Annotated in this window: 19 protein-coding genes; 6 read left to right on the top strand and 13 right to left on the bottom strand. The window is 70.2% G+C overall.

Annotation, left to right across the window (positions count from 1 at the left end; all coding sequences use genetic code 11):
• Positions 1–56 precede the first annotated feature (56 nt).
• The gene (locus tag OHU74_RS35750) at positions 57–1,637 is read left to right on the top strand and encodes a DUF4118 domain-containing protein (RefSeq protein WP_371614021.1); all 1,581 of its coding nucleotides are present in this window, start codon (positions 57–59) and stop codon (positions 1,635–1,637) included.
• A gap of 36 nt (positions 1,638–1,673) precedes the next feature.
• Here the strand turns inward: OHU74_RS35750 and OHU74_RS35755 are convergent, their stop codons facing one another.
• The 4 genes from OHU74_RS35755 to kdpF form a co-directional block, all read right to left on the bottom strand.
• A complete protein-coding gene (locus OHU74_RS35755) occupies positions 1,674–2,234 on the bottom strand; it encodes a hypothetical protein (protein WP_371614020.1) in 561 nt (186 codons plus the stop codon).
• Positions 2,235–2,439: 205 nt separating this feature from the next.
• Positions 2,440–4,485 carry an NAD-binding protein gene (locus tag OHU74_RS35760; RefSeq protein WP_371614019.1) on the bottom strand — a complete coding sequence of 682 codons (2,046 nt, stop codon included), beginning with the start codon at positions 4,483–4,485 and terminating at the stop codon, positions 2,440–2,442.
• Positions 4,486–4,489: 4 nt separating this feature from the next.
• A complete protein-coding gene (locus OHU74_RS35765; RefSeq protein ID WP_371614018.1) occupies positions 4,490–7,084 on the bottom strand; it encodes an ATP-binding protein in 2,595 nt (864 codons plus the stop codon).
• 2 nt (positions 7,085–7,086) lie between these two features.
• Complete coding sequence (gene kdpF, locus OHU74_RS35770) at positions 7,087–7,176, bottom strand: K(+)-transporting ATPase subunit F (RefSeq protein WP_371614017.1); 90 nt, start codon at positions 7,174–7,176, stop codon at positions 7,087–7,089.
• A 212-nt stretch (positions 7,177–7,388) separates the two neighbouring features.
• On the opposite strand from kdpF, the gene OHU74_RS35775 reads away from it, so the two are divergent.
• Complete coding sequence (locus tag OHU74_RS35775; RefSeq protein ID WP_371614016.1) at positions 7,389–8,951, top strand: Na+/H+ antiporter; 1,563 nt, start codon at positions 7,389–7,391, stop codon at positions 8,949–8,951.
• Positions 8,952–8,973: 22 nt separating this feature from the next.
• Here the strand turns inward: OHU74_RS35775 and OHU74_RS35780 are convergent, their stop codons facing one another.
• The gene (locus OHU74_RS35780; RefSeq protein WP_371614015.1) at positions 8,974–9,759 is read right to left on the bottom strand and encodes a GNAT family N-acetyltransferase; all 786 of its coding nucleotides are present in this window, start codon (positions 9,757–9,759) and stop codon (positions 8,974–8,976) included.
• A 566-nt stretch (positions 9,760–10,325) separates the two neighbouring features.
• Here OHU74_RS35780 and OHU74_RS35785 point away from each other — a divergent pair.
• Both OHU74_RS35785 and OHU74_RS35790 read left to right on the top strand, forming a co-directional pair.
• The gene (locus OHU74_RS35785) at positions 10,326–11,012 is read left to right on the top strand and encodes a response regulator (protein ID WP_371614014.1); all 687 of its coding nucleotides are present in this window, start codon (positions 10,326–10,328) and stop codon (positions 11,010–11,012) included.
• A 180-nt stretch (positions 11,013–11,192) separates the two neighbouring features.
• A complete protein-coding gene (locus tag OHU74_RS35790; RefSeq protein WP_371614013.1) occupies positions 11,193–12,773 on the top strand; it encodes a hypothetical protein in 1,581 nt (526 codons plus the stop codon).
• A gap of 43 nt (positions 12,774–12,816) precedes the next feature.
• On the opposite strand, the gene OHU74_RS35795 is transcribed toward OHU74_RS35790, so the two are convergent.
• The 3 genes from OHU74_RS35795 to OHU74_RS35805 all read right to left on the bottom strand — a co-directional run bounded on the left by OHU74_RS35795 (position 12,817) and on the right by OHU74_RS35805 (position 15,419).
• A complete protein-coding gene (locus tag OHU74_RS35795) occupies positions 12,817–13,668 on the bottom strand; it encodes an alpha/beta fold hydrolase (protein ID WP_371614012.1) in 852 nt (283 codons plus the stop codon).
• Positions 13,665–14,441, bottom strand: a complete 777-nt coding sequence (locus OHU74_RS35800; RefSeq protein WP_371614011.1) for a GNAT family N-acetyltransferase — start codon at positions 14,439–14,441, stop codon at positions 13,665–13,667. Before OHU74_RS35800 ends, OHU74_RS35795 begins: the two co-directional genes overlap by 4 nt.
• Before the next feature lie 159 nt (positions 14,442–14,600).
• Positions 14,601–15,419, bottom strand: coding sequence for an SDR family NAD(P)-dependent oxidoreductase (locus tag OHU74_RS35805; RefSeq protein WP_371614010.1), 819 nt, complete (start codon positions 15,417–15,419; stop codon positions 14,601–14,603).
• Positions 15,420–16,153: 734 nt separating this feature from the next.
• Here OHU74_RS35805 and OHU74_RS35810 point away from each other — a divergent pair.
• Together OHU74_RS35810 and OHU74_RS35815 are read left to right on the top strand one after the other, a co-directional pair.
• A complete protein-coding gene (locus OHU74_RS35810; protein WP_371614009.1) occupies positions 16,154–16,570 on the top strand; it encodes a hypothetical protein in 417 nt (138 codons plus the stop codon).
• The gene (locus tag OHU74_RS35815; protein WP_371614008.1) at positions 16,567–16,899 is read left to right on the top strand and encodes a winged helix-turn-helix domain-containing protein; all 333 of its coding nucleotides are present in this window, start codon (positions 16,567–16,569) and stop codon (positions 16,897–16,899) included. Before OHU74_RS35810 ends, OHU74_RS35815 begins: the two co-directional genes overlap by 4 nt.
• 76 nt (positions 16,900–16,975) lie before the next feature.
• Here the strand turns inward: OHU74_RS35815 and OHU74_RS35820 are convergent, their stop codons facing one another.
• The 5 genes from OHU74_RS35820 to kdpA form a co-directional block, all read right to left on the bottom strand.
• The gene (locus OHU74_RS35820; protein ID WP_371614007.1) at positions 16,976–19,519 is read right to left on the bottom strand and encodes an ATP-binding protein; all 2,544 of its coding nucleotides are present in this window, start codon (positions 19,517–19,519) and stop codon (positions 16,976–16,978) included.
• Positions 19,520–19,579: 60 nt separating this feature from the next.
• On the bottom strand, positions 19,580–20,269 hold the full coding sequence (locus OHU74_RS35825) for a response regulator (RefSeq protein ID WP_371614006.1): 690 nt from the start codon (positions 20,267–20,269) through the stop codon (positions 19,580–19,582).
• Between the two features lie 125 nt (positions 20,270–20,394).
• Positions 20,395–21,111 (bottom strand): potassium-transporting ATPase subunit C, encoded by a 717-nt coding sequence (locus OHU74_RS35830; protein ID WP_371614005.1) that lies wholly within the window; start codon positions 21,109–21,111, stop codon positions 20,395–20,397.
• Between the two features lie 22 nt (positions 21,112–21,133).
• Positions 21,134–23,239 carry a potassium-transporting ATPase subunit KdpB gene (kdpB, locus tag OHU74_RS35835; protein WP_371614004.1) on the bottom strand — a complete coding sequence of 702 codons (2,106 nt, stop codon included), beginning with the start codon at positions 23,237–23,239 and terminating at the stop codon, positions 21,134–21,136.
• On the bottom strand, positions 23,236–24,900 hold the full coding sequence (gene kdpA, locus OHU74_RS35840) for a potassium-transporting ATPase subunit KdpA (RefSeq protein ID WP_371614003.1): 1,665 nt from the start codon (positions 24,898–24,900) through the stop codon (positions 23,236–23,238). Before kdpA ends, kdpB begins: the two co-directional genes overlap by 4 nt.

Here is a 24,900-nt window from a genome sequence, read left to right on the forward strand (position 1 = left end):
CGTGGTCTTCCTCGCCCTGGTGGCCGTACGGATCGCTTTCCTGTTCATGGCCGCTGGTGGAGTCGCTGGGTGGCAGCTACCACCAGACCACCGGCGACGACATCCCCGAAGCGCTGCTCCAGTTCGCGGAGGCCGAGAACGTCACGCAGATCGTGCTGGGCGCGAGCCGCAGCGGAAGGCTCTCCACCTTCCTCCGCGCCGGTGTGGGGCACCGGACGATCCAGCGGTCCGGCCCCATCGATGTCCTGGTGATCACTCACGAGCACGCCGCCGGGGCGACCTCGTCCCTGCGGCTGCCGCACCCGAGTCGTGCCACCGGCCCACGCCGGTTCTGGACGGCGATGCTGCTCGCGGCGATCACACTGCCGGGCCTGACCGCCGTCCTGGTCCTCCTGGCCGAGCACGTGGACCTCGCCTTCGCCCTGGTGCTCTACCTGCTGACCGTCGTCGTGATCGCCCTGGTCGGGGGCCTCGTTCCCGCGCTGCTGGCCGCTCTCTCCGCGGGACTGCTCGCCGATTACTACTTCACCCCACCGGTCCACTCGCTGCGCGTCGAGCGCCTCTCCGACGTCCTCGCGCTGGTGGTGTACGTCGTCACAGCGGTCATCGTCGGCATAGCAGCGGGCACGGCCGCGCGCCGCACGTACCAGGCCGTCCGTGCGAGCGCCGAGGCACGGGCGCTGAGCCGACTGGCCACCGCCATGATGCACGGGCAGGACCTCCCGACCCCGCTCGAACAGGTGCGGGAGGACTTCGGCCTGGAGGCGGTGAGCCTGCTGGCACGCGACACGGGGCATGCTGCCGAGCCGCGCTGGTACGTCGTCGCCAGCACCGGGGAGCATCCGCCCGAGCGCCCGTACGACGCCGATGTGGAGAGCCCTGTCGGCGACGACCTCACACTGGCCGCCCGGGGGCGCCCACTGAGCGGCGACGACCAGCGCGTACTGGGGGCGTGCGAGGCCCAGTTGGGTATGGCCTACTCCCACGGGCGGCTCGCCGCCCACGATGCCGAATCGGGCCTGCGTGCCACAGTCGAGCACACCAGGGCCTCACTCCTCCTCACCGCGAGCCGCGACCTGAGGGGCCCGCTGAGTACGGCAGACGACGCACTGAGCAGCCTGGGCGCCGGTACGGATCCGGAGGAGACCCGGCTCCTCGCCGCAGCCCGGTCGTCGGTGGGCCGCGCCGTCCAGCTCGTCTCGGATCTCGACGAGCTGAGCCGCTTGCACGCCGGGGCACTCGACCTGTACCTGCGGCCGGTCGCCCTCGACGAGGTGTTGACCGCCGTGCTCGATGCACTGGGACCCGGCGGTCACACGATCCAGTGCAGGCTGCCGGAGCAGCTGCCCGATGTGATCGCCGACGCGGCCGTGCTCACGCGCGTACTGACCGCGTCGGCGGCCGAGGCACAGCGACACAGCCCGCCGGACCGGCCCCCGCGGCTGACGGCCGAGATCCGTGGCGGGCAGGTGCAGATCCACGTGGAAGACGGTGCCGACGAGACGGTCCGGGGCGCGGAATGCGGGACGCATCCGAGTCGCAGGCCGGACAGTCTGACCCTGCGGATGTGCCGTGACCTCATGGAGAGCATGGGGGAACCCTTGGAACCACGGGCGCCGGCTCCGGCTTCTCCGTGACGCTCACGCTTCCGGCGGCGGCTCCCCGGCGGCCGATCACTGCAGGCCGGAGGCCCTGAAGACGGTGAGGGCCGTCTCGCGGTTGATGCGCTCCGTCAACTCGCACAGGGCGATCACCCCGTACCGCAGAGTGCCGTGCCGGATCGACGCGCGGGCGTCCGTGTCGAAGCGGTGCCACATCGCCGGGTTACGGACCAGGACGGTCGGATCGATCTCGACCTGGTTCCCCTCCGTGTCGCGGAGGACCATCCGCTGTGCCACCCCGTCGGACCACCGGACCGAGACGAGGGAGTCGGTGCGGACGGTGTGTTCCACCAGCATTCCTCGGGCGCTCAGAAGTCCGGGGCCTACGGAGACCCTGGCGGGCAGCAGGATCACGAAGACGAGGACGGCCAGGCCGGTCCAGAGGGCGCCGCGGGTCGCGTCGAGCCGGCCGACGCCCGCGTCCAAGACGAACAGGGCCGAGCACAGGAGCGACGCGATACCGACGGCCGAGCGCCGCTCGCCGGCCCAGTGGATGTCGCGTGCGAGAGGTCCTGAGGGCTCCGAGGCGGCGGTGTCTGCACCGGTCTCGGACTGTGTGAAACGTCGTTCCATGGAGGTGACGTTAGGGCCGGTCAGAGCCCGGGTGCCGGACCCTGACGCAGTGCTGATGTGATTGCTACGGCCTTTTGACGGTAGCCGTTTCGCGGTGGCCCCCTGTCGGGTCAGTGGCCTGATGAGCCGGGGGCGGCTGAGGGGGAATTCCAGGGTGCGGGGGCAGATGGTGGTGCGAAGGGGCCGGCCCGGTTGGCCATGAGGATCAGCATCGTTCCGACGGCGAGCACGGTGATGACGATGAGGGCGAGCCCGACGGGATTGCGGGCGTTGTAGTAATAGCGGTTCGTTCCCCACTGGCTCCGCTTGAAGACCGGTTCGTCGTCGTGGTGCACAGGCTGTCTCCCAGTCGAAGCTTCTTGGTGATCCATCCGATGTCGATTCCGGTCGAGGGTAGATCACTGGGTCGGACGCGGTCGTCGTGGCGCAGCACCCGTCCGTGGGGTGGGCGCCAGTTGAAGGCGGGCCGGTCCGTGCGGAATCCGCCGAGGGTGTCGGTCGAGGATGCCGACTGCCGGCCGGTGGCGGTGGGGCCGACGGCGAGTACCCGCCACTCATGCTCCTTGAAGGCCGCGTGTATCGAGCGGCCTTCGAGTTCGGGATGGCCGGCCACATCCACGACGGTGAACAGGAGGGAGCCGCGTTCCACCGGCATGACGCCCAGAACGTGGCGGCCCATCATCGCGGCGGCGAAGGACGGCGCGGCCAACGCCGAGACACTGCGGCTGCGGGTGAGTGCCTCCGGGTGTCCGGCGCGCAGGGTGCGGGAGACGGTGGCGGCGAAGTCGTCGTCGTACAGGCGCATCACCGCGCGCACGCGGGGGTTGCTCTCGCGGGCGGCCATGACGATGTCGAGGTTCTCGCCGTCGTCATGGGTGAGGACGAGCAAGGATCTGCTGGTGCCTATGCGGGCGAGGTCGAGCACCCCGGGAGCGGCGGCGTCCTCGAGCAGCAGGTGCACGCCGAGCTCGCGTGCCAGCGCGACTCCTCGGGCCTGCGGGTCCCGCTCGATGACCACCACCGTGTGGTCAGTCGTGCACAGCTGTGCCAGGGCGCGCGTGCCGATCTTGCCGAGGCCCACCAGGACGATGTGGTCGCGCAGGGCCGCGTCCGGTACGTGGTTGGCCGATGCGGCGCGAAAGGCCAGCGTGGCGTTCATCGCGGCGGCCACGACGAGGGGGAGCACGGCCAGGCCGACGAAACCGGCGATGAGCTGGAGGACTTGGCGAGCCGTGGACTCCTCGGTCGCCGGGTCGCCCATGGTGAAGATGTCCAGGAGGGGCAGGTACACCGACTTCCAGAGGGGACCGTCCTCCACGAGGGCCGTCACCGTGGCGAGGAGGACCACGGCCACGCCGAGGATCCCGAAGACGGCGGTCACTTCGCGGGAGACGAAGATCCTCCACGGCAGGTGCCCGAACCGGTCCCGCAGCCAGCCTCGGTAGTCCCGTCGGCGTCGGGAGGGGGACTCCGGCGCGTGGTGCTGGGTGACCTCTTCGAGCATGAGGCGGCCGTGTGTGAACTGGCGGTGGTAGGCGGTCGCCGTATCGGGGAGCAGCTGGGTGCCGTTCGCGCCGGGGGTCTCCGCGCTGTCCCCGCCCTGCGGGTCGTCCATGTGGGTGCCGGAGAGGACGGCGAGCGTGGCCAGGTCCGTTGCATGCGGCGGGGTCCCGGCGGGGCGTACGACACCGCGGAACACCTTGCCCTCGACCTGGAGGGTGGGCCCGTGTCCGACCGCGGCCGCGGCGACCAGTTCAGGGACGGCTGTGTCGGCGTCGGAGAGGATCTTCGTGGACGCGTCGATGAAGCCGTCGTCATACGGGGAACGCGCGGCCGCCGCCCGGTCGAGGAGAAGTTCGAGGTGGCGGCCGCGCTCCCGGTTGAACATGCGGATGACGAGGCGTACGTGCGGGTTGATGCTGCGGGCGAGCAGGGCCGCGGTCGTGTTCACCTGGTCGTCGCCGTAGGTCAGCGCGAGCGCCGCGGCACGCTCCACGCCGGCCTGCCGAAGGGCCTGTTCATCGGGGCGGGCGGAGACGAGCAGCTCTACGGGGGAGCGCGGATCGCGGTGCAGGGCGGCGACCTCGCTGCCGTGCCCCTCGCGCCGCGAAGGCAGTACGACCGTGACGGCCTCGCCGCAGACGGCGTCGAGCTCCTGTGCCAGGCGGTGCGCGAGTCCGTCGTCGCCGCAGATGATCATGTGCTGGGAGCGCTGCCCGGGTTCGGCTCGCAGGTGGAGGGTCGAGGTCATGCGGTCAGGGCCGTCCCGCTGTCACCTGGGCGGCGACGGGCAGGGAAAGGACCATGGTGAGACCTCCGCCAGGGGTGTCCTCGGGGGTGAGCGTGCCGTCCATGGCCTCGGTGAGTCCCCTGGCCAGGGCGAGGCCCAGGCCGAGTCCGGCCGTGTTGTCGCGGTCGCCGAGGCGCTGGAACGGCTCGAAGGCGCGCTCACGGTCGTCGGCGGCGATGCCAGGGCCGTGGTCGGCGATCCGGACTTCGACCTGCCCTGCCAGGGCGCTGGCCGTCACCAGTACCGGACGGTCAGCGGGCGCGTGGCGGACGGCGTTGCCGACGAGGTTGGCCAGTACCCGTTCGAGGAGGGGCGGATCGGCCAGCAGGGCCGGTACCGCTTCCAGGGTTTGTACGTCGATGGCGGGCCGGTGTCCGGGGCTGAGGCCCAGCGAGTCGAGCGCGACGGGAAGGACCTCCTCGAGTGTGGTGGCCCGCAGGTCGAGGGTGAGGGCGCCGGCTTGCAGCCGGCTGAGATCGAGCAGGTTCTCCACCAGGCGGTTCAGCCGGTGCAGTGACACCTCGGCGGATTCCAGCAGTTCGTCCCGGTCCTGGGCGGAGAACTCCACCTCCTGATTGCGCAGGGAGCCGACTGCGGCCAGTGCCCCGGCCAAGGGGGTCCGCAGGTCGTGGCTGACGGCGCGGAGCAGGGCGGTGCGCAGGCGGTCGGCCGCCTTGATCGGTTCGACTTCGGCCGCCACCTCGGCTGCGGCCTCGGTCAGACGGGCCCGCTCGACCGCGGCGCCGACGTGCGCGGCGAAGGCGGCCAGGACACGGCGTTCGGAGTACGGCAGCGCACGGCCGCGCAGGACGAGGAAGGCCTCGGGGCCTGCTGCCACCACGAGGGCGGAGTCCGCCGCGCTGTGGGGGCGGCGGCCGCGGTCCGTGCCCGGGTCAGGGGCTTCGGCGGTCAGCTCGACGGTGTCCATGCCGAAGGTCTCCCGAGTGCGTTCCAGCAGGGCCGGGATCGTCTGGTCGCCGCGGACGATGCTGCCGGCGAGCGACGACATGGTCTCCGCCTCGGCCGTCGCCCGCGCCGAGCGGCGGGAGAGCCTCAGGGACCGGTCCGCCGCGGCGGCCACCGTAGCGGCGACGACGGCGAACACCACCAGCGCCAGCACACTGTCCGGGTCGCTCATGGTGAACTCGCCGATCGGCGGCATGAACCAGTAGTTCAGCAGCAGTGCGGCGGTGAGCGCCGCGATCAGGGCCGAGACCACTCCGCCGATGCAGGCCACGCCGACGATGGCCACCAAGAACAGCAGTGCCTCGCTGGTGAGGTTCAGCGTGCCGCGCATGCGGTCGAGGGCGAGCGTGAGCAGTAAGGGGAGCAGCAGGGCGGCCACCGGCCCGGCGATGAGCCGGGATGTGGGGAGCGTACGGCGCCGGGAGGGCAGGAGGCGGCCGTGGCCGGCCCGTTCGTGCGTGACCATGTGGACGTCGATGTCCTCGGACAGCGCCACCACGGTCTCGCCGATGCCCCGGCCGGTGAGGAATCGTTCCAGCCGACGGCGGCGGCTTGTACCGAGGACCAGCTGGGTGGCGTTCTCTGCCATGGCGAAGTCCACCAGTGCGGTGGGTACTTCGTCACCGACGACGGAGTGGTAGCTGCCGCCGAGGTCCTCGACGAGGGCCCGTTGTCCGGCCAGGGCCGCGTGGGAGACGCCTGCGGCGAGCCCGTCGCTGCGCGCGACGTGCACGGCCAGCAGTTCACCGCCGGCGGAGCGGCCCGCGATGCGTGCCGCCCGCCGGATGAGGGTCTCGCCCTCGGGTCCGCCGGTGAGGGCCACCACGACCCGTTCCCGGGTCTCCCAGACATCCCCGATGCCGTGCTCGGTGCGGTATTTGTGCAGGGCCTCGTCCACCCGGTCGGCCAGCCAGAGGAGCGCCAACTCCCGTAGCGCGATGAGGTTGCCGGGGCGGAAGTAGTTGGCGAGGGAGGCGTCGATCCGTTCCGGGGGATAGATGTTGCCGTGCGCCATCCGGCGGCGGAGTCCCTCGGGAGGTATGTCGACCAGCTCGATCTCGTGGGCGCGACGTACGAACTCGTCGGGCACGGTCTCGCGTTGCGGAACACCGGTGATCTTCTCGACGACGTCGCTGAGGGACTCCAGGTGCTGGATGTTGAGGGTCGTCACAACGTCGATCCCGGCGGCGAGGATCTCCTCGACGTCCTGCCACCGCTTCGGGTGCCGGCCCGCCCCCGGGACGTTGGTGTGGGCGAGCTCGTCGATCAGCACCATCTGGGGCCGTCTGGACAGGAGTGCCTCCCTGTCCAGTTCGGCATACCGGCCGCCGCGGCACTCGTGTCCGGCGCGGGGGAGGCTCTCCAGACCGTCGAGCTTCGCTTCGGTGTGCCGGCGCCGGTGGCACTCGACGAAGCCGGCCACCACGTCCGACCCCCGGGCCGCCCGGCGGTGGGCCTCGTCGAGCATCCGGTAGGTCTTGCCGACGCCGGGGGCGGCCCCGAGGAAGACCTTGAGTCTTCCGGGGCGCGCGACGGTCTGTCGGTCCTGGGTCCCCGGCTCCGCCTCCGGGCTGGACGCCTGGGTGGTCGCCATCGTCAGAACTTCTCCGGGAAGAACACGGCCAGGATCAGATAGCCCCCCAGACAGACCGCGACGACGATTCCTACGATGGTTTCCGTACTCACGCGTACCCGACTCCTCTGTGCGCCCTCAACCTGACCAGCGAACACCAGCGATACCGTGAACAGAACCTCCCTGACGCGCTCCTGACGGCCCTCGGCCGGGACTTTGACGGTGTATTGACGGCCGGTGCGCCGATAGGGTGAAGGCGGTGTGCCGGGAAGTCTGGTCGGCGTCGCGGGCCGCGTGGCCCGCGTCGAATCGGTGGGGGCTTCACATGCGCAGCGTCGGTACGGTCTTGTTCCTCGTGGTGCTGGCCACGGTCGTGGCCACGGGGGCCCGTCGGTGGCGAATTCCCGCCCCCTCACTGCTCGTTGTCGCGGGCCTCGTGGTCGCGCTGATCCCGGGCACTCCGGAGATCCGGGTCAGTCCCGAACTGATCGGTCTCGTCGTCCTGCCGCCCCTGCTGTACGCGAGCGCCGAGGAACTGTCCTGGCGCGAACTGCGCCTGGTGTGGAAGCCGGTAAGCGTCCTCGCGGTCGGTCTGGTGCTGGCCTCGGCGGCCGCGGTCGGGGCGGTGGCATCGCTGCTCACCCCACTGACCTGGCCGATGGCGCTGGTCCTGGGGGCCATCCTCGCGAGTACGGACCCGGTGGCCGTCACCGCACTCGGCCGCCGACTCGCCCTGCCGCCCCGCGTCCAGGTCCTCGTACAGGCCGAGAGCCTCTTCAACGACGCCACGTCGCTCCTGCTCTTCCGGGTCGCGGTCGTCGTCGCAGCGGCCTCGGCGGGGTTCTCCTGGCGGGCGGCGGGCACCGAGTTCGCGCTGCTCGCCGGCGGAGGCATCCTGATCGGCGGAGCGGTCGCGGGGGTCGTGGCGTTGATCCGGCGCAGGACCGAGGACCCCGTGCTGGAGACCGTCATCGCCCTGGTGACGCCGTACGCCGCCTACGTGCTGGCGGAGGCGGTGCACGCGTCCGGCGTGACCTCCGTCGTGGTGGCGGGCGTGGTGCTCGGCGGCCGGGCCGACCGGTTCACCAACGCCCCCATACGGATCCAGCTGCACGCGGTGAACGGCACCGTGGTCTTCCTGCTGGAGAGCGTGGTCTTCAGTCTGATCGGCCTCACCCTGCCGGGGCAGGTCGCCGCGCTCGGCGCTGCCGACCGGCTCTGGCCCCTGTACGCGCTGGTGGTCGCCGTGACGCTGATCGCAGTACGCCTGCTGTGGGTGCTGCCGCTGTCGGCCGTCGTCCAGCGGAGCGCGGGTGCGCGTGCCTCCTGGCGGATCCCGGTCGTGCTGACCTGGGCGGGCACGCGGGGCGTCGTCCCCCTGGCCGCGGCCCTCTCCATCCCCGTCGCGGCGGACGACGGCAGCCTGCTCGGTCAGCGCCCGCTGGTGCTCGTACTGACCACCTCGGTGGTGGTGGTCACCCTGGTTGCCCAGGGCTTCACCCTCGCCGACGTGGTCCGCCGCTCCGGAATCGCCCTCGAACCCGACCACACCGAGCGCGAGGAGGCCTCCGCCCGGTGCAGCCTCGCCGCCGCGGGCATCCGGCGGCTGGATGAGATGTCCGACCTCGAAGCCGTACCGGACGTGGTGGCCGACCGGCTCCGGCGCAGCCTGCAGGCCCGCCTGGAGCACGCCCGCGACCGCCTGGAGGAAGCCGACCCGGCCGGATCGGCGGAGCACGTCTACCGGCTGCTGCGCCGCGACCTGATCCGGGTGGAGGCCGTAGAACTCCAACGCCTCTACGACGACCACCGCATCAGCGACACCACCCGCCGACGGCTCCAGCGCTCCCTGGACCTGGAGGAGGCGCGCCTCGACCTGGCGACCTGAGATGCACAGGTGAGTACGCCGTTCACGCGGGTACCGGGCTCGCCCGGACCGTACGCGCCCTGGCGCGGCCCGTGACGTGGTGGACGTACTCGCGGCTCAGCCGGAACCCCGCCGACCAGGCAAGGAGCCGGCTGGGCCGGTTGTCGCGAGAGCAGCACCAGCTCGCGGCGCGTCCACGGCCCCGGATGTCCGCGGTCAGGCCTGCGACGCAGGCGAGTGCGAGGTGCTCGCGCCGCCGGTCGGGCACGGTGACCACCGCGATGTCCTCGTAGGCGCTGCCGAGGAAGTAGGTGCAGGCGACGGAGAGGATCCGGTCCTTCGCGAATGCGGCCCAGCCGTGGCCGGAGGCGGCGAGGCCGGCGGGCCCGCCCCAACTGGCGTGGATCCAGGCGTTCTCGGAGTGCAGCTGGGCGAGCGCTGGAGCGTCCCCGGGCACCAGGCGCCGTACCGTGACGCCACGCAGTGGCCGGGGGAGCAGCGCCCGTGCCTGGTGGACGTAGACCATGCGTTCCCAGGGGTCGACACGCTCGAAGGAGGCGCCGAGCGAGGGCCAGAACCGTGCGGGTGCTTCCACGTACTGGTTGGCGAACCGGCTCAGGGTACCCGGGGCGAGCGCGCTCGGGTCGCCGCGCAGCAGCACGTGGTCCGCGCAGGTGACGGCGAGGACGCGGGGCCGGTCGGGGCGGTCGGCCCACCAGACGCCGGAACCCGTGGTCAGCACGTGCTCGGCGAGGGCCCCGGGGCCGGGTGAGCCCGTGGGGAACCAGCGGCTCAGGGCGGGCAGCTGCTGCGGGGCGATTTCGATCATGAACTGTCTCCAGTGGTACGCGGGAATGTGGGCGCGGCGCGGCATCCGACTGCCGACCGGGCGGACGGAACCGGGGCGTGCGAAGAGTGCGGCCCCGTGCCCGCCAGGGATGGGGGCGGGCACGGGGCGTGAGCGGCAGCCCGACTTACGGGCGGAGGGGCGGGCGGCCGCGAACGGGGCGGTGCGTCAACGCACCGGCAGGTGAGCAGCGCGCGAGGCCGGGCGCACCGTATGCGGTGGCCGGTCGTCGTGGCGCAGAGCGCTGTTCACGTCATTCATCCAACTGCCTTGCGAGGCCGGACTCAAGGAGGCCGCCCCGACCTTGACACCGCTCTGACACGGCTCTGATACGGGCGGACCGGGAGGGTTCCGGCCTCCCGGGCCATGTGTGCTCCGGGGTGGCATCAGCTGTGCGTCAAGAAGGGGCTGATCGCCATCAGGGGGGCGTCAAGGTCACGGCCGTCGGCGTATGGAGGTCGTCAACGCCTGCCGAGGCGGACCGAATCCGCTGTTCTCTGGTGATCGCATGTCCATGGGGGACGTAACGACGGGAAGGTGGCACGCCGATGACCCGGGTGCTGGTGGTGGACGACGAGCCGCGGCTCGCACGGTTGCTGGTCATCAATCTGAAGGCGCGCACGTACGAGGTGGACTGCGCGCACGACGGGCGCGCGGCTCTGGACGCCGTGGCGGCGCGACGCCCGGACGCCGTCCTGCTGGACCTCGGGCTGCCCGACATGGACGGGATCGAGGTGCTTACGCGGCTTCGCATATGGTCACAGGTGCCCGTCCTGGTGGTCTCCGCCCGCCACGGTTCCGAGGAGAAGATCCAGGCCCTGGACGCGGGCGCCGACGACTACATCACCAAGCCCTTCAGCATGGACGAGCTGATGGCCAGGCTGGGAGCCGTCGTCCGTCGCACACCGGCACGGGGCACGGACGCCGTGGACGAATCGGTCGTGGAGACCGAGGAGTTCACCGTCGATCTCCTCGCGAAGAAGGCCAGACGCGGAGGGGCGAACATCAGGCTCACACCGACGGAATGGCACCTCCTGGAGGTCCTGATCCGCAACCGGGGCAAGCTCGTCAGCCAGCGCCGGCTGCTCCAGGAGGTGTGGGGATCCTCGTACGGAACCCAGACCAACTACCTCCGGGTGTATATGGCGCACCTCAGGCGGAAGCTTGAGGCGGACCCATCGCACCCGCGCCATCTGATCACCGCCCCCGGTATGGGGTACCGCTTCGACGCGTGAGCGGGGTGAAGGCGGCGGGGGCGCTGACAAGGACCCGTAAGTACCACGTCAAGGCCCCATCAATTTGGATTCCCTCCGCATATGGTGTCCATCAACGCGCCTGGTGAGTAGAACAGTTGAGCCAGATGCTGGCGTGCACGCGGGGCCGTACGAACGGCCCGGGTGTGGGCTGGAGAGTGCGTGACGATCACCGCCGGTACCGAACAGGCCGAGGTAGCCGGGGCCCCGGGAGCTCTCACCGAGAGCCCCGCACCCGAAGCTGGCGAACCTGGGCCACTGCGACCGCTCACTGGAGAGGAACGCGGGGGAGGATCGTCGGGACTGCGGCCTCCTGCCGCGATCGTCCGGGCGGCCCGGCTGATCGCCGACCGCTACCGGGCCACCCTGCTCGGCCGACTGCGCCTCGCACGCGCAGCCTGCGTTCTCCCTGCCGCCGGGCTGCTGATCCTGCTCGTGGTCGCGGCGACGGGGGCGGACACCAGTTGGGGGGAGACGGCCCAGCGCGACGCGCCCCGTACGATCTCCGCGACCCAACTCAACCTCGCTCTGAACGACATGGACGCCCAAACGGCGAACATACTGCTCTCCAGCGGAGATTCGGGCACCGGTGAGGGACGCTTCGAGGAGTCGTACACGAAGGCCAACGGCTTCTACCGGGAGGCCCAGGAGACCATCAGCCGCTCCCTGCGGACGCTCGCCGCCTCCTCGGAAGGTGACCCGGCCACCGAGGTCGTCGTCGTTACGCTCACCGACGACTTCGCGCACTACCAGGAGCTGCTCGGGCGGGCCCTGGAGAACGACAGCCATGCCGGAGGCAAGGACGCCGCGCGCGAGGACTACCGGACCGCGACCGATCTCCTCGCCGCGCGGCTGCTGCCGCAGGCCCGCAAGCTCGTCGACGCGAACAACGCGGTGTACGAACGGCGGTACGCCACGGCGCGGAGCGACCTCGCCGTGCAGCGGATCGCCGAAGCCGTCATCGGGGTCCTGCTGATCGCCGCGCTCGTGCTGCTCCAGGTCCGCCTGGCCCGCCGCTTCCACCGGGTCTTCAACCCGGGCCTGATTGCTGCCACCCTCTGTGGCGTGGTCGCGGTGGTGTCCGGAGCGCAGTTGCTCACGATCACCAACGACCGTATGAAGGTGGCCCGCCGGGACTCCTTCGACTCCGTCATCGCACTGTCGCGGTCCAAGGCGATCGGCTACGACGCCAACGCGGACGAGAGCCGCTACCTCCTGGACCCGGACCGACGCGCCGCGTACGAGCTGTCCTTCCTCGACAAGTCGCAGCAGTTGTACGGGATCCCGGGCGCCGGACTCGACACGTACGACCGGAAGCTCGACGAGCTCTGGGCGGCGTACCGGAAGGACCGCGAGGACAAGCGGTTCACCGGTGAGTACCGGCGCGAGCTGGACAACATCACCTTTGCGGGGGAGCGGGAGGCCGCCGAGAAGACCATCGAGGCGTACGCCGTCTACCAGCGCGACGACCGGACGATGCGGCGACTGGTGGCCGAAGGGAAGCAGCGAGAGGCCACGGTCTTCTGCATCGGCTGGGCGTCGGACACTTCCAACGCCCACTTCGGCGGATGGATGAAGGCTCTGGACGAGGTCACCGCCGTCAACCAGCGGCACTTCGACCTAGCCGTCCAGGAAGGCCGCGGGGCGCTGAACACGCGGGGCCCGCTGGCCGGCGCGTCGCTGCTGCTCGCGGCCGGGTTGACGGTGCTGGGGCTGCGGCGCCGACTGGCCGAGTTCCGGTGAGTGTTACAGCCGCGTGGACGATCATCGTGCTCGATGATCCCGCTCATACAAGGTCCGCCAGCCGGCCGGGGTGTTCCTCGGTCACGAGGTGGCCGGCGTCCGGGATGACGTGCAGGTCGGTGCCGAGCAGGGTCCGGACGGCCGGGGCGAGCCGTCGCGGTGGCAGGAAGATGTCGTGCGTTCCCGTGGCGACCAGCCGGGGAACGGCATACGCCGGAAGGTCTGCCATGCCAGGAGCTCCACTCGAGCGGGAGTGGCGTGCGACCAGAGTCATCCACTCCACCAGCTCCTCGCGCGGCTGGTGGCCGGGCGCGAGCATGGCCCGCAGGAGCCGGGTGCTGCGCGCCTGAGTCGGTCGGACGAACCAGGCGGCGGAGACGGCGAGCAGCCCGGGAGTGAGGCGCAGCCTGCCCAGTCCGCCGGGGGAGACGAGCACGAGACGGTCGATGCGCGGCGACGGGCTGGACAGCGCGATGGCGGCGCCGAAGGAGTGCCCGACCACCACCACGGGACCCGTCGCGGCGGCCGCGTCGAGGACCTCGCTCAGCCAGGTGCCGTACCACGAGAGGCGGCCGCCGGAGATCCCGCGTTCCCCGGAGCTGAGACCGGGCTGTCCGGGTACGTCCGGCAGGACGAGCCGATGGCCGGCCGCGACCAGGGCGGTTGCCAGGGGAAGAGATGCGGCGGCGTTGAAGTTCGTACCCGGCACGAAGACCACCGTGGTCGGGCCGGAACCGGCGCTCACCAGGTGGGTCTGTGCTCCACCGGCCGTCAAGGTCGCCCGCTCGTGCGGCACCGGCCATGCGTCGAGCCGGTCGGTGCACCAGCGGCGGATGTGCTCGCGGCCCGCCGTGCTGCGGTAGATGGAGTCCACCCGGTGAGTATCGCTTCTCATCCTGCCGCTTCCCTTCCGGTTGCCGCAGGTGTGCCGACGGCGTAGTGGGCGTACTCCCGCTCCGGACGGAAATCGGCGGTCCAGGCGAGCAGGCGTCCCGGGCGGTTGCTCGCGGAGCAGGTCCAGCTGGGCGTGTGGCCGCGGGCCGCTATGTCCGAGCACAGGGCGTTGACGCAGTCGAGGGCCAGGTACTGCAGGCGCGGGTCCGGCACGGTGACACAGGCGACGTCCTCGTAGGCAGTGCCGAGGAAGTAGGTGCAGGCCAGGGCCACGATGCGGTCATTGTGGAAGGCGGCCCAGGCGTAGCCGGAGCGGGCTAGGGCGTCCGGTCCGCCCCAGGTGCGATGTATCCAGCCCATCGCGGTCGGGAGGGTAGTGAGCGCGCGCGTGTCCCGGGCGTTCAGCCTGCGTATGGTCGCGCCCCTGGGCGCCCGGGTGGCCGGTACGGGGGAGCTCTTGACGTACACCATGCGCTGCCACGGCACGACCCGGTCGAAGGCGGCCCCGATGAGGGGAAGGAAGCGGCCCGGAGCCTCGATGGAGCGGTCGGCGAAGACCGCGAGATCCTGCGGTGTCAGGGCCTGGGGGTCTCCGCGCAGGAGTACGTGGTCCCCGCATTCGGCGGCGATGACGCGCGGTTGGATGACGCGGTCCACCCACCAGCGGCCGGCCTCGGTGGTCAGGACGTGCTCGGTGAGGGCGGCTGAGCCCGGAGCCCCCGTGGGGTACCAGCGGAGGAGGTCCGGGAGTCGGTGGGACGGCAGGTTGATCATGAGGTTCCTTGTCGGTACATGGCGGCGGGGCGGCCTTGGTCAGAGGCCGCCCCGCGGAACGGGCTGGTGGCTAGCAGCAGGGTTTGCTGCCGTGGTTGGACCCCTTCTTGCGGCGGGATCTCTTCTTACGGGCGCGCTTGGACATGGCTGTGGATCCCTTCAGGCGGTGTGGCCGACGAGGAGGTCGGCGAGCTTGTTGAGGCGCTTGATGGTGCGGTCCTCGGTGGCGGCGGCGGCCGGGGCGACGCGCTCGGAGCGGTCGTAGTAGGCGCCGTTGACGATCTCGGTGGCCGGGTCGCAGAGCCGTACGACGTGCTCGGCACCTTCGGCGGCCGGCGCGCCCTCGTGTCCGTAGAGGGGGAGCAGGCCGGTGTCGCAGATGCCGGGGTTGACGGAGACGGCGGTGACGCGCGGGTCGGCGGCGAAGACGGTCAGGGCCAGCTGCGACTGGGCGTACGCGGCGAGGCGGGAGTAACGCCGGACCCGCTGCGGGTCGTTCCACTGGATGGCCCCTGAACGGTGCAGTGCGGAGGAGACGTTGACGACGCGCCCGCCGGGGTCGGTGGTGAGGGCGGGCTCCAGGAGGTTCGTGAGGAGGTAGTGGGCGAGGAAGTTGACCTGGAAGGAGATCTCGTTGCCGTCTGCGGTGAGCGTGTGGCGCTCGGGCGCGGCGATGGCAGCGTTGTTGACGAGCGCGTCCAAGCGCGGGTGGTCCCGTACGACGGCGTGAGCGAGGTTCTCGACCTCGTCCAGGCGGGCGAAGTCGGCGGCGAGCGGACGCAGTAGAGCGGCGGAGATGCCTGCGGAGGCGATCAGCCGGTCGGTCGCGGCCTGCGCCTCTTCGGGGGTGCGGCCGTGGACGAGGACGGTGGCGCCGAGTTCAGCGAGTTGGCGGGCGCTCTCGTAGCCGATGCCGGAGGTGGCTCCGGTGACGAGGACGGTACGTCCGGACAGGGATGCGGGCAGGGATGAGGACATGTCGATTCCTGGAAGCAGGCATGGCTGACGCCCCCGGCACCCCGGCTTGAAGCAGGGGCGTGGGCTCAGGTCATGCGGTGGAGGTGAGGATGCGTACGAGGCCAAGACCGGCACCCCTCGGGGACAGTCGGCAGATACGCGGAGGACGCGCGGCCGCTATCAGTCGGCCGGGCGGACAGCGGGCGCCGTCGGCTGCACCGGATTCGGTGGCCGATCGTCGTAGCGCGGACCGCTGTTCATGAGTCCATCCCAGCGTACGGGGGATGTGGCGGCAAGCTCCTGAACGGGACTTTGACGGCCTCCTGATGGCCGTCGGGTGAAGGGGTGAGTCCGGTCTTCCTGCAGGTCATCAGGGCCGCATCAAAGATCGCCGGTCGCGCGGAAGGAACGCGTCAAGAGGTGTTGTCGAGGCCGTCGGCCGGAAGCAGACTGGCGGAGCGACGGAGCCGGGTGACGGCCCGGCGGTACGCGGCTGGAGGTCGGTGACCTGAACACCGACAGGAGGCGCATGGCCCGACCGTGGGGGTAGGGGTCGATGCGACCGCGGACCGGTCAACGTCGTACAACACATGAGCCGTCCGGCTTCCGGTGGGGGATACCGGAGCCGGACGGCTCGCGTGTTTCCAGGCCCCTGCGTGCACCGAGCTTCCTCATCGGCAAGTACTTGCTAGTATGGAAAGTAGATGCCGGGGTGGCAGCTCAAGGTTGCCCGGCGGCGACGGGAGGGGTGGGCCATGCCTGAACAGGCCGATGCGGTCGCATCGTTGAAGGGGATCGCGCGGATCGAGTCGGCCGCGAGGGGGCGGAGCGGCTGGTACGCCGGGTACCTCTGGTTGTTCGCCGTGTGGCAGCTCGTCCTCGTGCCGACGGTACTGATGTGGCACGGGCCGACGGGGACCATCGTCAGCACGCTGGCCAACGCCCTTGTGGTCATGGGGCTGTCCCTGTTCGCGACTCGGCAGCCCGTGGTCCCGCGCGGGTACGGAGGCCGTCACCTCAGAGTGATCGGCGTCTGGGCGGTCGCCTACGTCCTGGCCCTCGTGCTCGGCCTCACCGTCTTCCTGGACAGCATCGCTTTCGCGGCCGTGGCCGCCGTCGCGTGCGCGCTGCCGGCCGCCGCGGCAGCCTGGCGGGAGGCGCGCGCCGTATGACGCCGAAAGCTTCGACGGGTGCCGGTCAGGGACCCCATCCGCGACACGGACTCGCGCCCCTTCTGGAGTCGTCGGTCCGCCTGTCGATCATCGCGGCGCTCGCTGCCGTGGAGAAGGCCGAGTTCGCCTATGTCCGGGATCTCGTTGAGATCACCGACTCCACCTTGTCGAAACAGGTCTCGCGCCTGGAAGAAGCGGGCTGGGTGACGGTAGAGAAGGGGCAGGTCGGGCGCCGGCCCCGGACCTGGCTGTGTCTGACCGGGGAGGGACTGGCCACCTATCGGCGCCACCTCGCCGCGCTGACGGCGATCGCGGGCCCACTGCACTGAGACGAGCGACGATCGCCGGCCACGGGAAGTGACCGGCGATCGCCGGGACCGAGCCTGGTCGGCGGTCGCCGTGATGTCAGGTGACCGCCGAGGTCGGGAGTTCCGCGGTGACCGGCGGGGCGCTGCCCGCGATGGGGAGGGTGATGACCATGGTGAGGCCGCCGCCGGGGGTGTCTTCGGCGGTGAGTGTGCCGCCGATGGCCTCGGTGAAGCCGCGGGCGACGGCGAGGCCGAGGCCGACTCCGGCTCCGCGTGGGGCATCGCCGTGGCGTTGGAAGGGTTCGAAGATGCGGTCCTTGGCTTCGTCGGGGACCCCGGGGCCCCGGTCGACGACGCGCAGTTCGACGCGGCTGGCGAGGGCGCTGGCCGAGACGTTGACCGGTTGGCCGGCTGGGCTGTACTTGACGGCGTTCTCGACGATGTTGGCGACGGCCCGTTCCAGCAGGCCGCGGTCGACGGCGATCATCGGCAGGGTTTCGGGGATGTCCAGGAGGACGCTGTCCTCTGGTACGCCGCCCAGCGCCATCGGGACGACCTCGTCGAGGTCGGTCTCGCGGATCAGCGGGACGACGGTGCCGGTGTTGAGGCGGGACATGTCGAGGAGGTTCCCGATCAGGGCGGCGAGGCGGTCGGCGCCGTCCTCGATGCCCTCCAGGAGCTCGGCCTTGTCCTCTTCGGACCATTCGACGTCGGCGGAGCGCAGGGAGCTGACGGAGGCCTTGATGCCGGCGAGCGGGGTGCGCAGGTCGTGGCTGACGGCGGCGAGCAGGGCGGTGCGGATGCGGTTGGCCTCGGCGAGCCCGCGGGACTTCTCGGCCTGGTCCACGAGGCGCTGGCGGTCGAGTACGACGGCTGCCTGGGCGGCGAAGGCGCCGAGGACCCGGCGGTCCTCGGCCGGGAGCACCCGGCCGGTGAGGGCGAGGGCCATGTTGTCGCCGATGGGCAGGTCCACGTCCGCGTCCTCGGGGCGGCTGACGGCGCCGGTGCCGACGGATGCGGCCGTGGTCCACGGGTCGACCTCGCTGGTGCGTTCCAGGAGGACGACCGACTGCATGGCGAAGGTTTCGCGGAGGCGCTCCAGGAGGGCGTCGAGGGAGTCCTCGCCGCGCAGGACGCTGCCCGCGAGGAAGGACAGGATCTCGGATTCGGCGCGCAGCCTGGCGGCCTGGTGGGTGCGCCGGGCGGCCAGGTCGACCACGGATGCCACCGACACGGCCACGCCCACGAAGATCGCGATGGCGACGATGTTCTTCGGGTCCGAGATGGTGAACTCGTGCAGCGGCGGGGTGAAGTAGTAGTTCAGGAGCAGGGAGCCGAAGGCCGCCGAGGCAAGTGCGGGGAGCAGTCCACCGAACAGTGCCGCCGCCACCGTGAAGGTGAGGAAGAGCAGCATGTCGTTCGCGAGCCCGATGTCGGGGACGATCTGGTTGAGCAGGACGGTCAACAGCGCGGGGCCGGCGATACCGGCCACCCAGCCCCAGATGATGCGCGAGCGCCCCAGCCGCGCCCCTCGGGCGACCGGGAGACCCCGGCCCTTGGCGGCCTCGTCGTGGGTGACGATGTGGACGTCGAGGTCGGGTCCCGATTCGCGGGCCACGGTGGCGCTGACGCCGGGGCGGAAGACGGACTGCCAGGAGCGGCGGCGGCTGACGCCGAGCACGATCTGGGTGGCGTTGCACCCGCGGGCGAACTCCAGGAGTGCGTCGGGGACGCTGTCGCCTATGACGTGGTGGAAGGTGCCGCCGAGGTCTTCCACCAGGGTCCGCTGGACGGCGAGTTCCTTGGGGGAGGCGGAGGTCAGGCCGTCACTGGCGGCGATGTAGACGGCGAGGACCTCGCCGCCGGAGCCCTTCTCGGCGAGGCGGGCGGCGCGGCGGATGAGCGTACGGCCTTCCGGGCCGCCGGTGAGGCCGACGACGATGCGTTCGCGGGCCTGCCAGGTGGAGCGGATGTTGTGCTCGCCGCGGTACTCCTGGAGGTACTCGTCGACCCGGTCGGCCACCCAGAGCAGGGCGAGCTCGCGCAGGGCGGTGAGGTTCCCCGGGCGGAAGTAGTTGGAGAGGGCCGCGTCGACCTTGTCGGGCTTGTAGACGTTGCCGTGGGCCATGCGCCGGCGCAGGGCCTGCGGGGACATGTCGACCAGCTCGATCTGATCGGCCCGCCGGGCGACTTCGTCGGGGACCGTCTCGCGCTGACGGACCCCGGTGATCGTCTCGACCACGTCGCCCAGCGATTCGAGGTGCTGGATGTTGACGGTGGAGACGACGTCGATGCCGGCCTGGAGCAGTTCCTCGACGTCCTGCCAGCGCTTGGCGTTGCGCGAGCCCGGTACGTTGGTGTGCGCGAGCTCGTCCACCAGCGCGACGGCGGGGCGGCGCGCGAGGATCGCGTCGACGTCCATCTCGGTGAAGGTGGAGCCGCGGTACGCGATCTCGCGCCGCGGGACGAGTTCGAGGCCGTGCAGCATGACTTCGGTGCGCGGGCGGTGGTGGTGCTCGACGAAGCCGACGACGCAGTCGGTGCCCCGCTCGGTCCGGCGGTGCGCCTCGGAGAGCATCGCGTACGTCTTGCCGACGCCCGGTGCCGCGCCGAGGTAGATGCGGAGCTTGCCGCGTCCCATGTTCCGACTCTTCTTCTCTGCTGGTGATGGGGGCTCTGTTGTGGATCTTCGTGCGGGTGATCAGGGTTCGAAGCGGTATCCCATGCCCGGCTCGGTGATCAGATAGCGCGGGTGTGAGGGATCCGCCTCCAGTTTGCGCCGTAGCTGGGCCATGTAGACCCGCAGGTAGTTGGTGTTCTCCCCGTAGGTCGGTCCCCAGACTTCCAGCAGCAGCTGCCCCTGGCTGATCAGCCGACCCGGGTGGGTGATGAGGATCTCCAGCAGGTGCCATTCGGTCGGGGTCAGCCGCACGGTGCGCTCGCCCCGGTGCACCTTCTTCGCGATCAGATCGATGCTGAACTCGTCGGTCGTGACGACGGAGACCTCGGCCGACTGGGAGGCCTCGGGACCCTCCTGCCTGCGAGTGGCTGCCCGCAGACGGGCCAGCAGCTCGTCCATGCTGAACGGCTTCGTGACGTAGTCGTCCGCGCCGGCGTCCAGGGCGCGGATCTTGTCCTCCGAGGTGTGTCGGGCGGAGAGGACCAGGATGGGGACCTTGCTCCAGCCGCGGACACCCTTGATGACTTCAATGCCGTCCATGTCGGGCAGTCCGAGGTCGAGCACTATGACGTCCGGCTTGTGGGCGGCGGCGAGCCGCAGGGCCGTGCTGCCGTCGGCTGCTTCCTCGACCTCGAACTTGCGCGCCTGGAGGTTGATCTTCAGTGCGCGGACGAGCTGCGGGTCGTCTTCCACTACCAGCACCCGAGTCATCGGTGTGCAGCCTTTCCTTCGTTGCGGGCACGGCAAGAAGCCGACGGGGCACCGGGGGCTCCTCCCAGCGGTAGCTGGGGGAGCTTCGGCGCCCCGCCGGCTTCGTTACCGTGCGATGTGGAACATCAGCTCTTGGACAGCGCCTTCAGGGCGATGTTGAGCTCGAGGACGTTGACGCGGGGTTCGCCCATGAAGCCGAGCGTCCGGCCCTCGGTGTGGTCGGCGACGAGCTTCTCGACCTGCTTGACGTCGAGCTTGTTCTGCTCGGCGACCCGGTGGATCTGGAGCTTGGCGTACTCGGGAGAGATCTCCGGGTCCAGGCCCGAACCGGACGAGGTGACGGCGTCGGCCGGTACGTCCTCGGGCTTGACCTGGTAGGAGGCGGTGGAGTTGTCCGCGACCACGGCGTCCTTGGCGGCGACGACTTGGGCGCAGAGGGTGCCTTCCTCCGCCTGGTCGGTGCACTTGCCGTTGACCGCGCCGTTGTCGGCGGAGCGGTTGGTGGCGCCGGAGAGGATCAGTGCGTACTGGGTGTTGACGCTGTTGGCGCCGAGGCCGTTGGAGGGGCGGGGCTGGAACCACTTGAGGTCCGGCTTGGACGCTTCCTCCGCGTCGTTGGGGTCCTTCTTCGGCAGGTTGTAGGTCTGGCCGATGAGGGAGGAGCCGACGACCTGGCCGCTCTTGTCCTTGATCTCCGAGCCGTTGGCCTTGTTGTTGAAGGCGGCCTGGGCGATGCCGGTGACGGCGAGCGGGTAGATGACCCCGCAGATCACGGTCAGGACGAGGAGGGCGCGCAGGCCCGCGCCGATCAGGCGGAAGGTGCTGGATACGGAACTGTTCATGGCGGGATCAGCACGTTCCTAATCAGGAGAGGCCGGGGATGAGGGAGATGATCATGTCGATGATCTTGATGCCGACGAACGGGGCGATGAGGCCGCCGAGTCCGTAGAGGCCGATGTTGCGGCGGAGCATCTTGTCGGCGCTGGTCGGCTTGTACTGGACGCCCTTGAGGGCGAGCGGCACCAGGGCGATGATGATCAGAGCGTTGAAGATGACCGCGGAGAGGATCGCCGACTCCGGGGAGTGGAGGCCCATGATGTTGAGCTTGTCGAGGCCGGGGTAGACCACGGCGAACATGGCCGGGATGATCGCGAAGTACTTCGCGACGTCGTTGGCGATCGAGAAGGTGGTCAGGGCCCCTCGGGTGATCAGCAACTGCTTGCCGATCTCTACGATTTCGATGAGCTTGGTGGGGTTGGAGTCCAGGTCCACCATGTTCCCGGCCTCCTTGGCGGCCGAGGTTCCGGTGTTCATCGCCACGCCTACGTCGGCCTGCGCGAGGGCCGGGGCGTCGTTCGTACCGTCGCCCGTCATGGCGACGAGCTTGCCGCCGGCCTGCTCCCGCTTGATGAGGGCCATCTTGTCCTCGGGCGTTGCTTCCGCGAGGAAGTCGTCGACACCCGCCTCTTCGGCGATGGCCTTTGCGGTCAGCGGGTTGTCACCCGTGATCATGATGGTCTTGATGCCCATGCGCCGCAGCTCGTCGAAGCGTTCGCGCATGCCCTCCTTGACCACGTCCTTGAGGTGGATGACACCCAGGATCCGGGCGCCCTTCTCGTCCTTGACGGCGACGAGCAGCGGGGTGCCGCCGGCCTCGGAGATCCGGTTGGCGAGGAGGTCGGCGTCCTCGGAGACGTGGCCGCCCTGCTCCTTGACCCAGGTGATGACCGAGCCGGCCGCGCCCTTGCGGGTCTGCTTGCCGTCCACGTCCACGCCGGACATGCGGGTCTGGGCGGTGAACTCGATCCAGGTGGCGTGGGACAGCTCGCCCTGGTGGCGTTCGCGCAGGCCGTACTTCTCCTTCGCGAGGACCACGATCGAGCGGCCCTCGGGGGTCTCGTCGGCGAGCGACGAGAGCTGGGCGGCGTCGGCCAGTTCGGCTTCCGTCGTGCCCTTGACCGGGACGAACTCCGAGGCCTGGCGGTTGCCGAGGGTGATGGTGCCCGTCTTGTCCAGGAGGAGGGTGGAGACGTCACCGGCGGCTTCGACCGCGCGCCCGCTCATCGCGAGGACGTTGCGCTGCACGAGCCGGTCCATGCCCGCGATGCCGATGGCCGAGAGGAGGGCGCCGATGGTGGTCGGGATGAGGCAGACCAGCAGTGCGGTCAGCACGATCATCGACTGCTCGGCGCCCGCGTAGATGGCGAACGGCTGGAGAGTGACGACCGCGAGGAGGAAGACGATCGTCAGCGAGGCCAGCAGGATGTTGAGCGCGATCTCGTTGGGCGTCTTCTGCCGAGCCGCGCCCTCGACCAGCGCGATCATCCGGTCGATGAAGGTCTCGCCGGGCTTCGTCGTGATCTTGATGACGATCCGGTCGGAGAGCACCTTGGTGCCGCCGGTGACGGCCGAGCGGTCGCCGCCCGACTCGCGGATCACCGGCGCGGACTCACCCGTGATGGCCGACTCGTCGACGGACGCGACGCCTTCGACGACGTCACCGTCGCCCGGGATGATGTCTCCGGCCTGGCACACGACCAGGTCGCCGATGCGCAGCTCCGTGCCGGGAACCTGCTCCTCACCCTTGCCGTCCTTGGTCAGACGGCGGGCGATGGTGTCGGTCTTGGCCTTGCGCAGGGTGTCGGCCTGGGCCTTGCCCCGGCCTTCGGCGACGGCCTCCGCGAGGTTGGCGAAGATGGTGGTCAGCCACAGCCAGGCGGCGATTGCCCAGCCGAACCAGTCGGTCGGGTCCTTGATCGCGAGGGCGGTGGTGACGACCGAGCCGATCAGGACGACGAACATGACCGGGGACTTGATCATGACGCGCGGGTCGAGCTTCTTCACCGCGTCGGGGAAGGACTTCAGCAGCTGTTTGGGGTCGAAGAGGCCGCCGCCCACGCGTCCGCTGTCCGGCTTGTGGCCGGTGGGCACGTCCTGGTGCGGAGCCCTTGTAGGTGTGGCGGTGCTCATGATGCGAGCCCTTCGGCGAGCGGACCCAGCGCCAGGGCCGGGAAGTAGGTCAGACCGGTGACGATGAGGATGGTTCCGACGAGCAGGCCGGTGTAGAGCGGCTTGTCGGTCCGCAGGGTGCCCGCCGTCTCGGGGACGGGCTTCTGCTCGGCGAGCGAGCCGGCCAGCGCCAGGACGAACACCATCGGCAGGAAACGGCCGAGCAGCATCGCGATGCCGATCGTCGAGTTGAACCACTGGGTGTCGGCGTTCAGACCCGCGAAGGCGGAGCCGTTGTTGTTCGCGCCGGAGGTGTAGGCGTAGAGGATCTCGGAGAAGCCGTGCGCCCCGCTGTTGGTCATCGAGTTGGCCGGCGTGGGCAGGGCCATCGCCGCAGCCGTGAAGCACAGCACCAGGGCCGGGGTGATGAGGATGTAGAGCGCCGCGAACTTGATCTCGCGGGTGCCGATCTTCTTGCCCAGGTACTCGGGCGTGCGACCGACCATCAGGCCGGCGATGAACACCGCGATGATCGCCATGACCAGCATGCCGTAGAGGCCCGAGCCGACGCCGCCGGGCGCGATCTCCCCGAGCTGCATGCCCAGCAGCTGGATGCCGCCGCCGAGGCCGGTGTAGGAGGAGTGGAAGGAGTTGACCGCGCCGGTGGAGGTGAGCGTGGTCGCGACCGAGAAGATCGACGATGCGGCGATGCCGTACCGGGTCTCCTTGCCTTCCATCGCACCGCCGGCGACGTCGAACGCCGGGCCGTGGTGCGCGAACTCGGTCCACATCATCAGCGCGGTGAACCCGAGCCAGATGGTCGCCATCGTCGCGAGGATCGCGTAGCCCTGGCGCAGGTTTCCGACCATGCGGCCGAAGGTGCGGGTGAGCGCGAAGGGGATGAGCAGGATCAGGAAGATCTCGAAGAGGTTCGAGAGGGGGCTCGGGTTCTCGAAGGGGTGGGCGGAGTTGGCGTTGAAGTAACCGCCACCGTTCGTACCCAGCTCCTTGATGACCTCCTGCGACGCGACCGCGCCGCCATTCCACTGCTGGGAGCCGCCCATGAACTGGCCGACCTCGTGGATGCCGGCGAAGTTCTGGATCGCGCCACACGCCACCAGGACGATCGCGCCGATCACCGAGATGGGCAGCAGGATTCGGACGACGCCGCGGACCAGGTCGGCCCAGAAGTTGCCGAGTTCACCGGTGCGGGAGCGGGCGAAGCCTCGCACGAGGGCCACTGCGACGGCCATGCCGACCGCCGCCGAAACGAAGTTCTGTACTGCCAGGCCGCTGGTCTGTACGACGTGGCCCATGGCCTGCTCGCCGTAGTACGACTGCCAGTTGGTGTTCGCGACGAAGGACGCGGCGGTGTTGAAGGCCTGGTCCGGGTCGATCGCGGAGAAGCCGAGCGAGCCGGGCAGGATCCCCTGGGCCCGCTGGAGGCCGTAGAGGAAGAGGACGGAGACCGCGGAGAAGGCGAGGACGCCGCGGAGGTAGGCGGGCCAGCGCATCTCGGCCGACGGGTTGGCACCGATGGCCTTGTAGATCCACTTCTCCGGCTTGTAGTGCCTTTCCGAGGAGTAGACCTTGGCCATGTAGTCGCCCAGCGGGCGGTAGGCCAGTGCGAGCGCGGCGATCAGTGCGAGGAGCTGGAGCACACCAGCGAGAACGGGACTCAT

It is taken from the genome of Streptomyces sp. NBC_00454 (assembly GCF_041434015.1).
Lineage (GTDB): Bacteria > Actinomycetota > Actinomycetes > Streptomycetales > Streptomycetaceae > Streptomyces.

Excerpts from the sequence above, each read along its gene's own strand:
- OHU74_RS35780 (WP_371614015.1), bottom strand. The coding sequence starts at position 9,759 with ATGATCGAAATCGCCCCGCAGCAGCTGCCCGCCCTGAGCCGCTGGTTC.
- OHU74_RS35755 (WP_371614020.1), bottom strand. The coding sequence starts at position 2,234 with ATGGAACGACGTTTCACACAGTCCGAGACCGGTGCAGACACCGCCGCC.
- OHU74_RS35815 (WP_371614008.1), top strand. The coding sequence starts at position 16,567 with ATGACGCCGAAAGCTTCGACGGGTGCCGGTCAGGGACCCCATCCGCGA.
- kdpA (WP_371614003.1), bottom strand. The coding sequence starts at position 24,900 with ATGAGTCCCGTTCTCGCTGGTGTGCTCCAGCTCCTCGCACTGATCGCC.
- OHU74_RS35810 (WP_371614009.1), top strand. The coding sequence starts at position 16,154 with ATGCCTGAACAGGCCGATGCGGTCGCATCGTTGAAGGGGATCGCGCGG.
- kdpB (WP_371614004.1), bottom strand. The coding sequence starts at position 23,239 with ATGAGCACCGCCACACCTACAAGGGCTCCGCACCAGGACGTGCCCACC.
- OHU74_RS35775 (WP_371614016.1), top strand. The coding sequence starts at position 7,389 with ATGCGCAGCGTCGGTACGGTCTTGTTCCTCGTGGTGCTGGCCACGGTC.
- OHU74_RS35795 (WP_371614012.1), bottom strand. The coding sequence starts at position 13,668 with ATGAGAAGCGATACTCACCGGGTGGACTCCATCTACCGCAGCACGGCG.
- OHU74_RS35830 (WP_371614005.1), bottom strand. The coding sequence starts at position 21,111 with ATGAACAGTTCCGTATCCAGCACCTTCCGCCTGATCGGCGCGGGCCTG.
- OHU74_RS35760 (WP_371614019.1), bottom strand. The coding sequence starts at position 4,485 with ATGACCTCGACCCTCCACCTGCGAGCCGAACCCGGGCAGCGCTCCCAG.
- OHU74_RS35800 (WP_371614011.1), bottom strand. The coding sequence starts at position 14,441 with ATGATCAACCTGCCGTCCCACCGACTCCCGGACCTCCTCCGCTGGTAC.
- OHU74_RS35825 (WP_371614006.1), bottom strand. The coding sequence starts at position 20,269 with ATGACTCGGGTGCTGGTAGTGGAAGACGACCCGCAGCTCGTCCGCGCA.
- OHU74_RS35785 (WP_371614014.1), top strand. The coding sequence starts at position 10,326 with ATGACCCGGGTGCTGGTGGTGGACGACGAGCCGCGGCTCGCACGGTTG.
- OHU74_RS35805 (WP_371614010.1), bottom strand. The coding sequence starts at position 15,419 with ATGTCCTCATCCCTGCCCGCATCCCTGTCCGGACGTACCGTCCTCGTC.
- OHU74_RS35765 (WP_371614018.1), bottom strand. The coding sequence starts at position 7,084 with ATGGCGACCACCCAGGCGTCCAGCCCGGAGGCGGAGCCGGGGACCCAG.
- OHU74_RS35820 (WP_371614007.1), bottom strand. The coding sequence starts at position 19,519 with ATGGGACGCGGCAAGCTCCGCATCTACCTCGGCGCGGCACCGGGCGTC.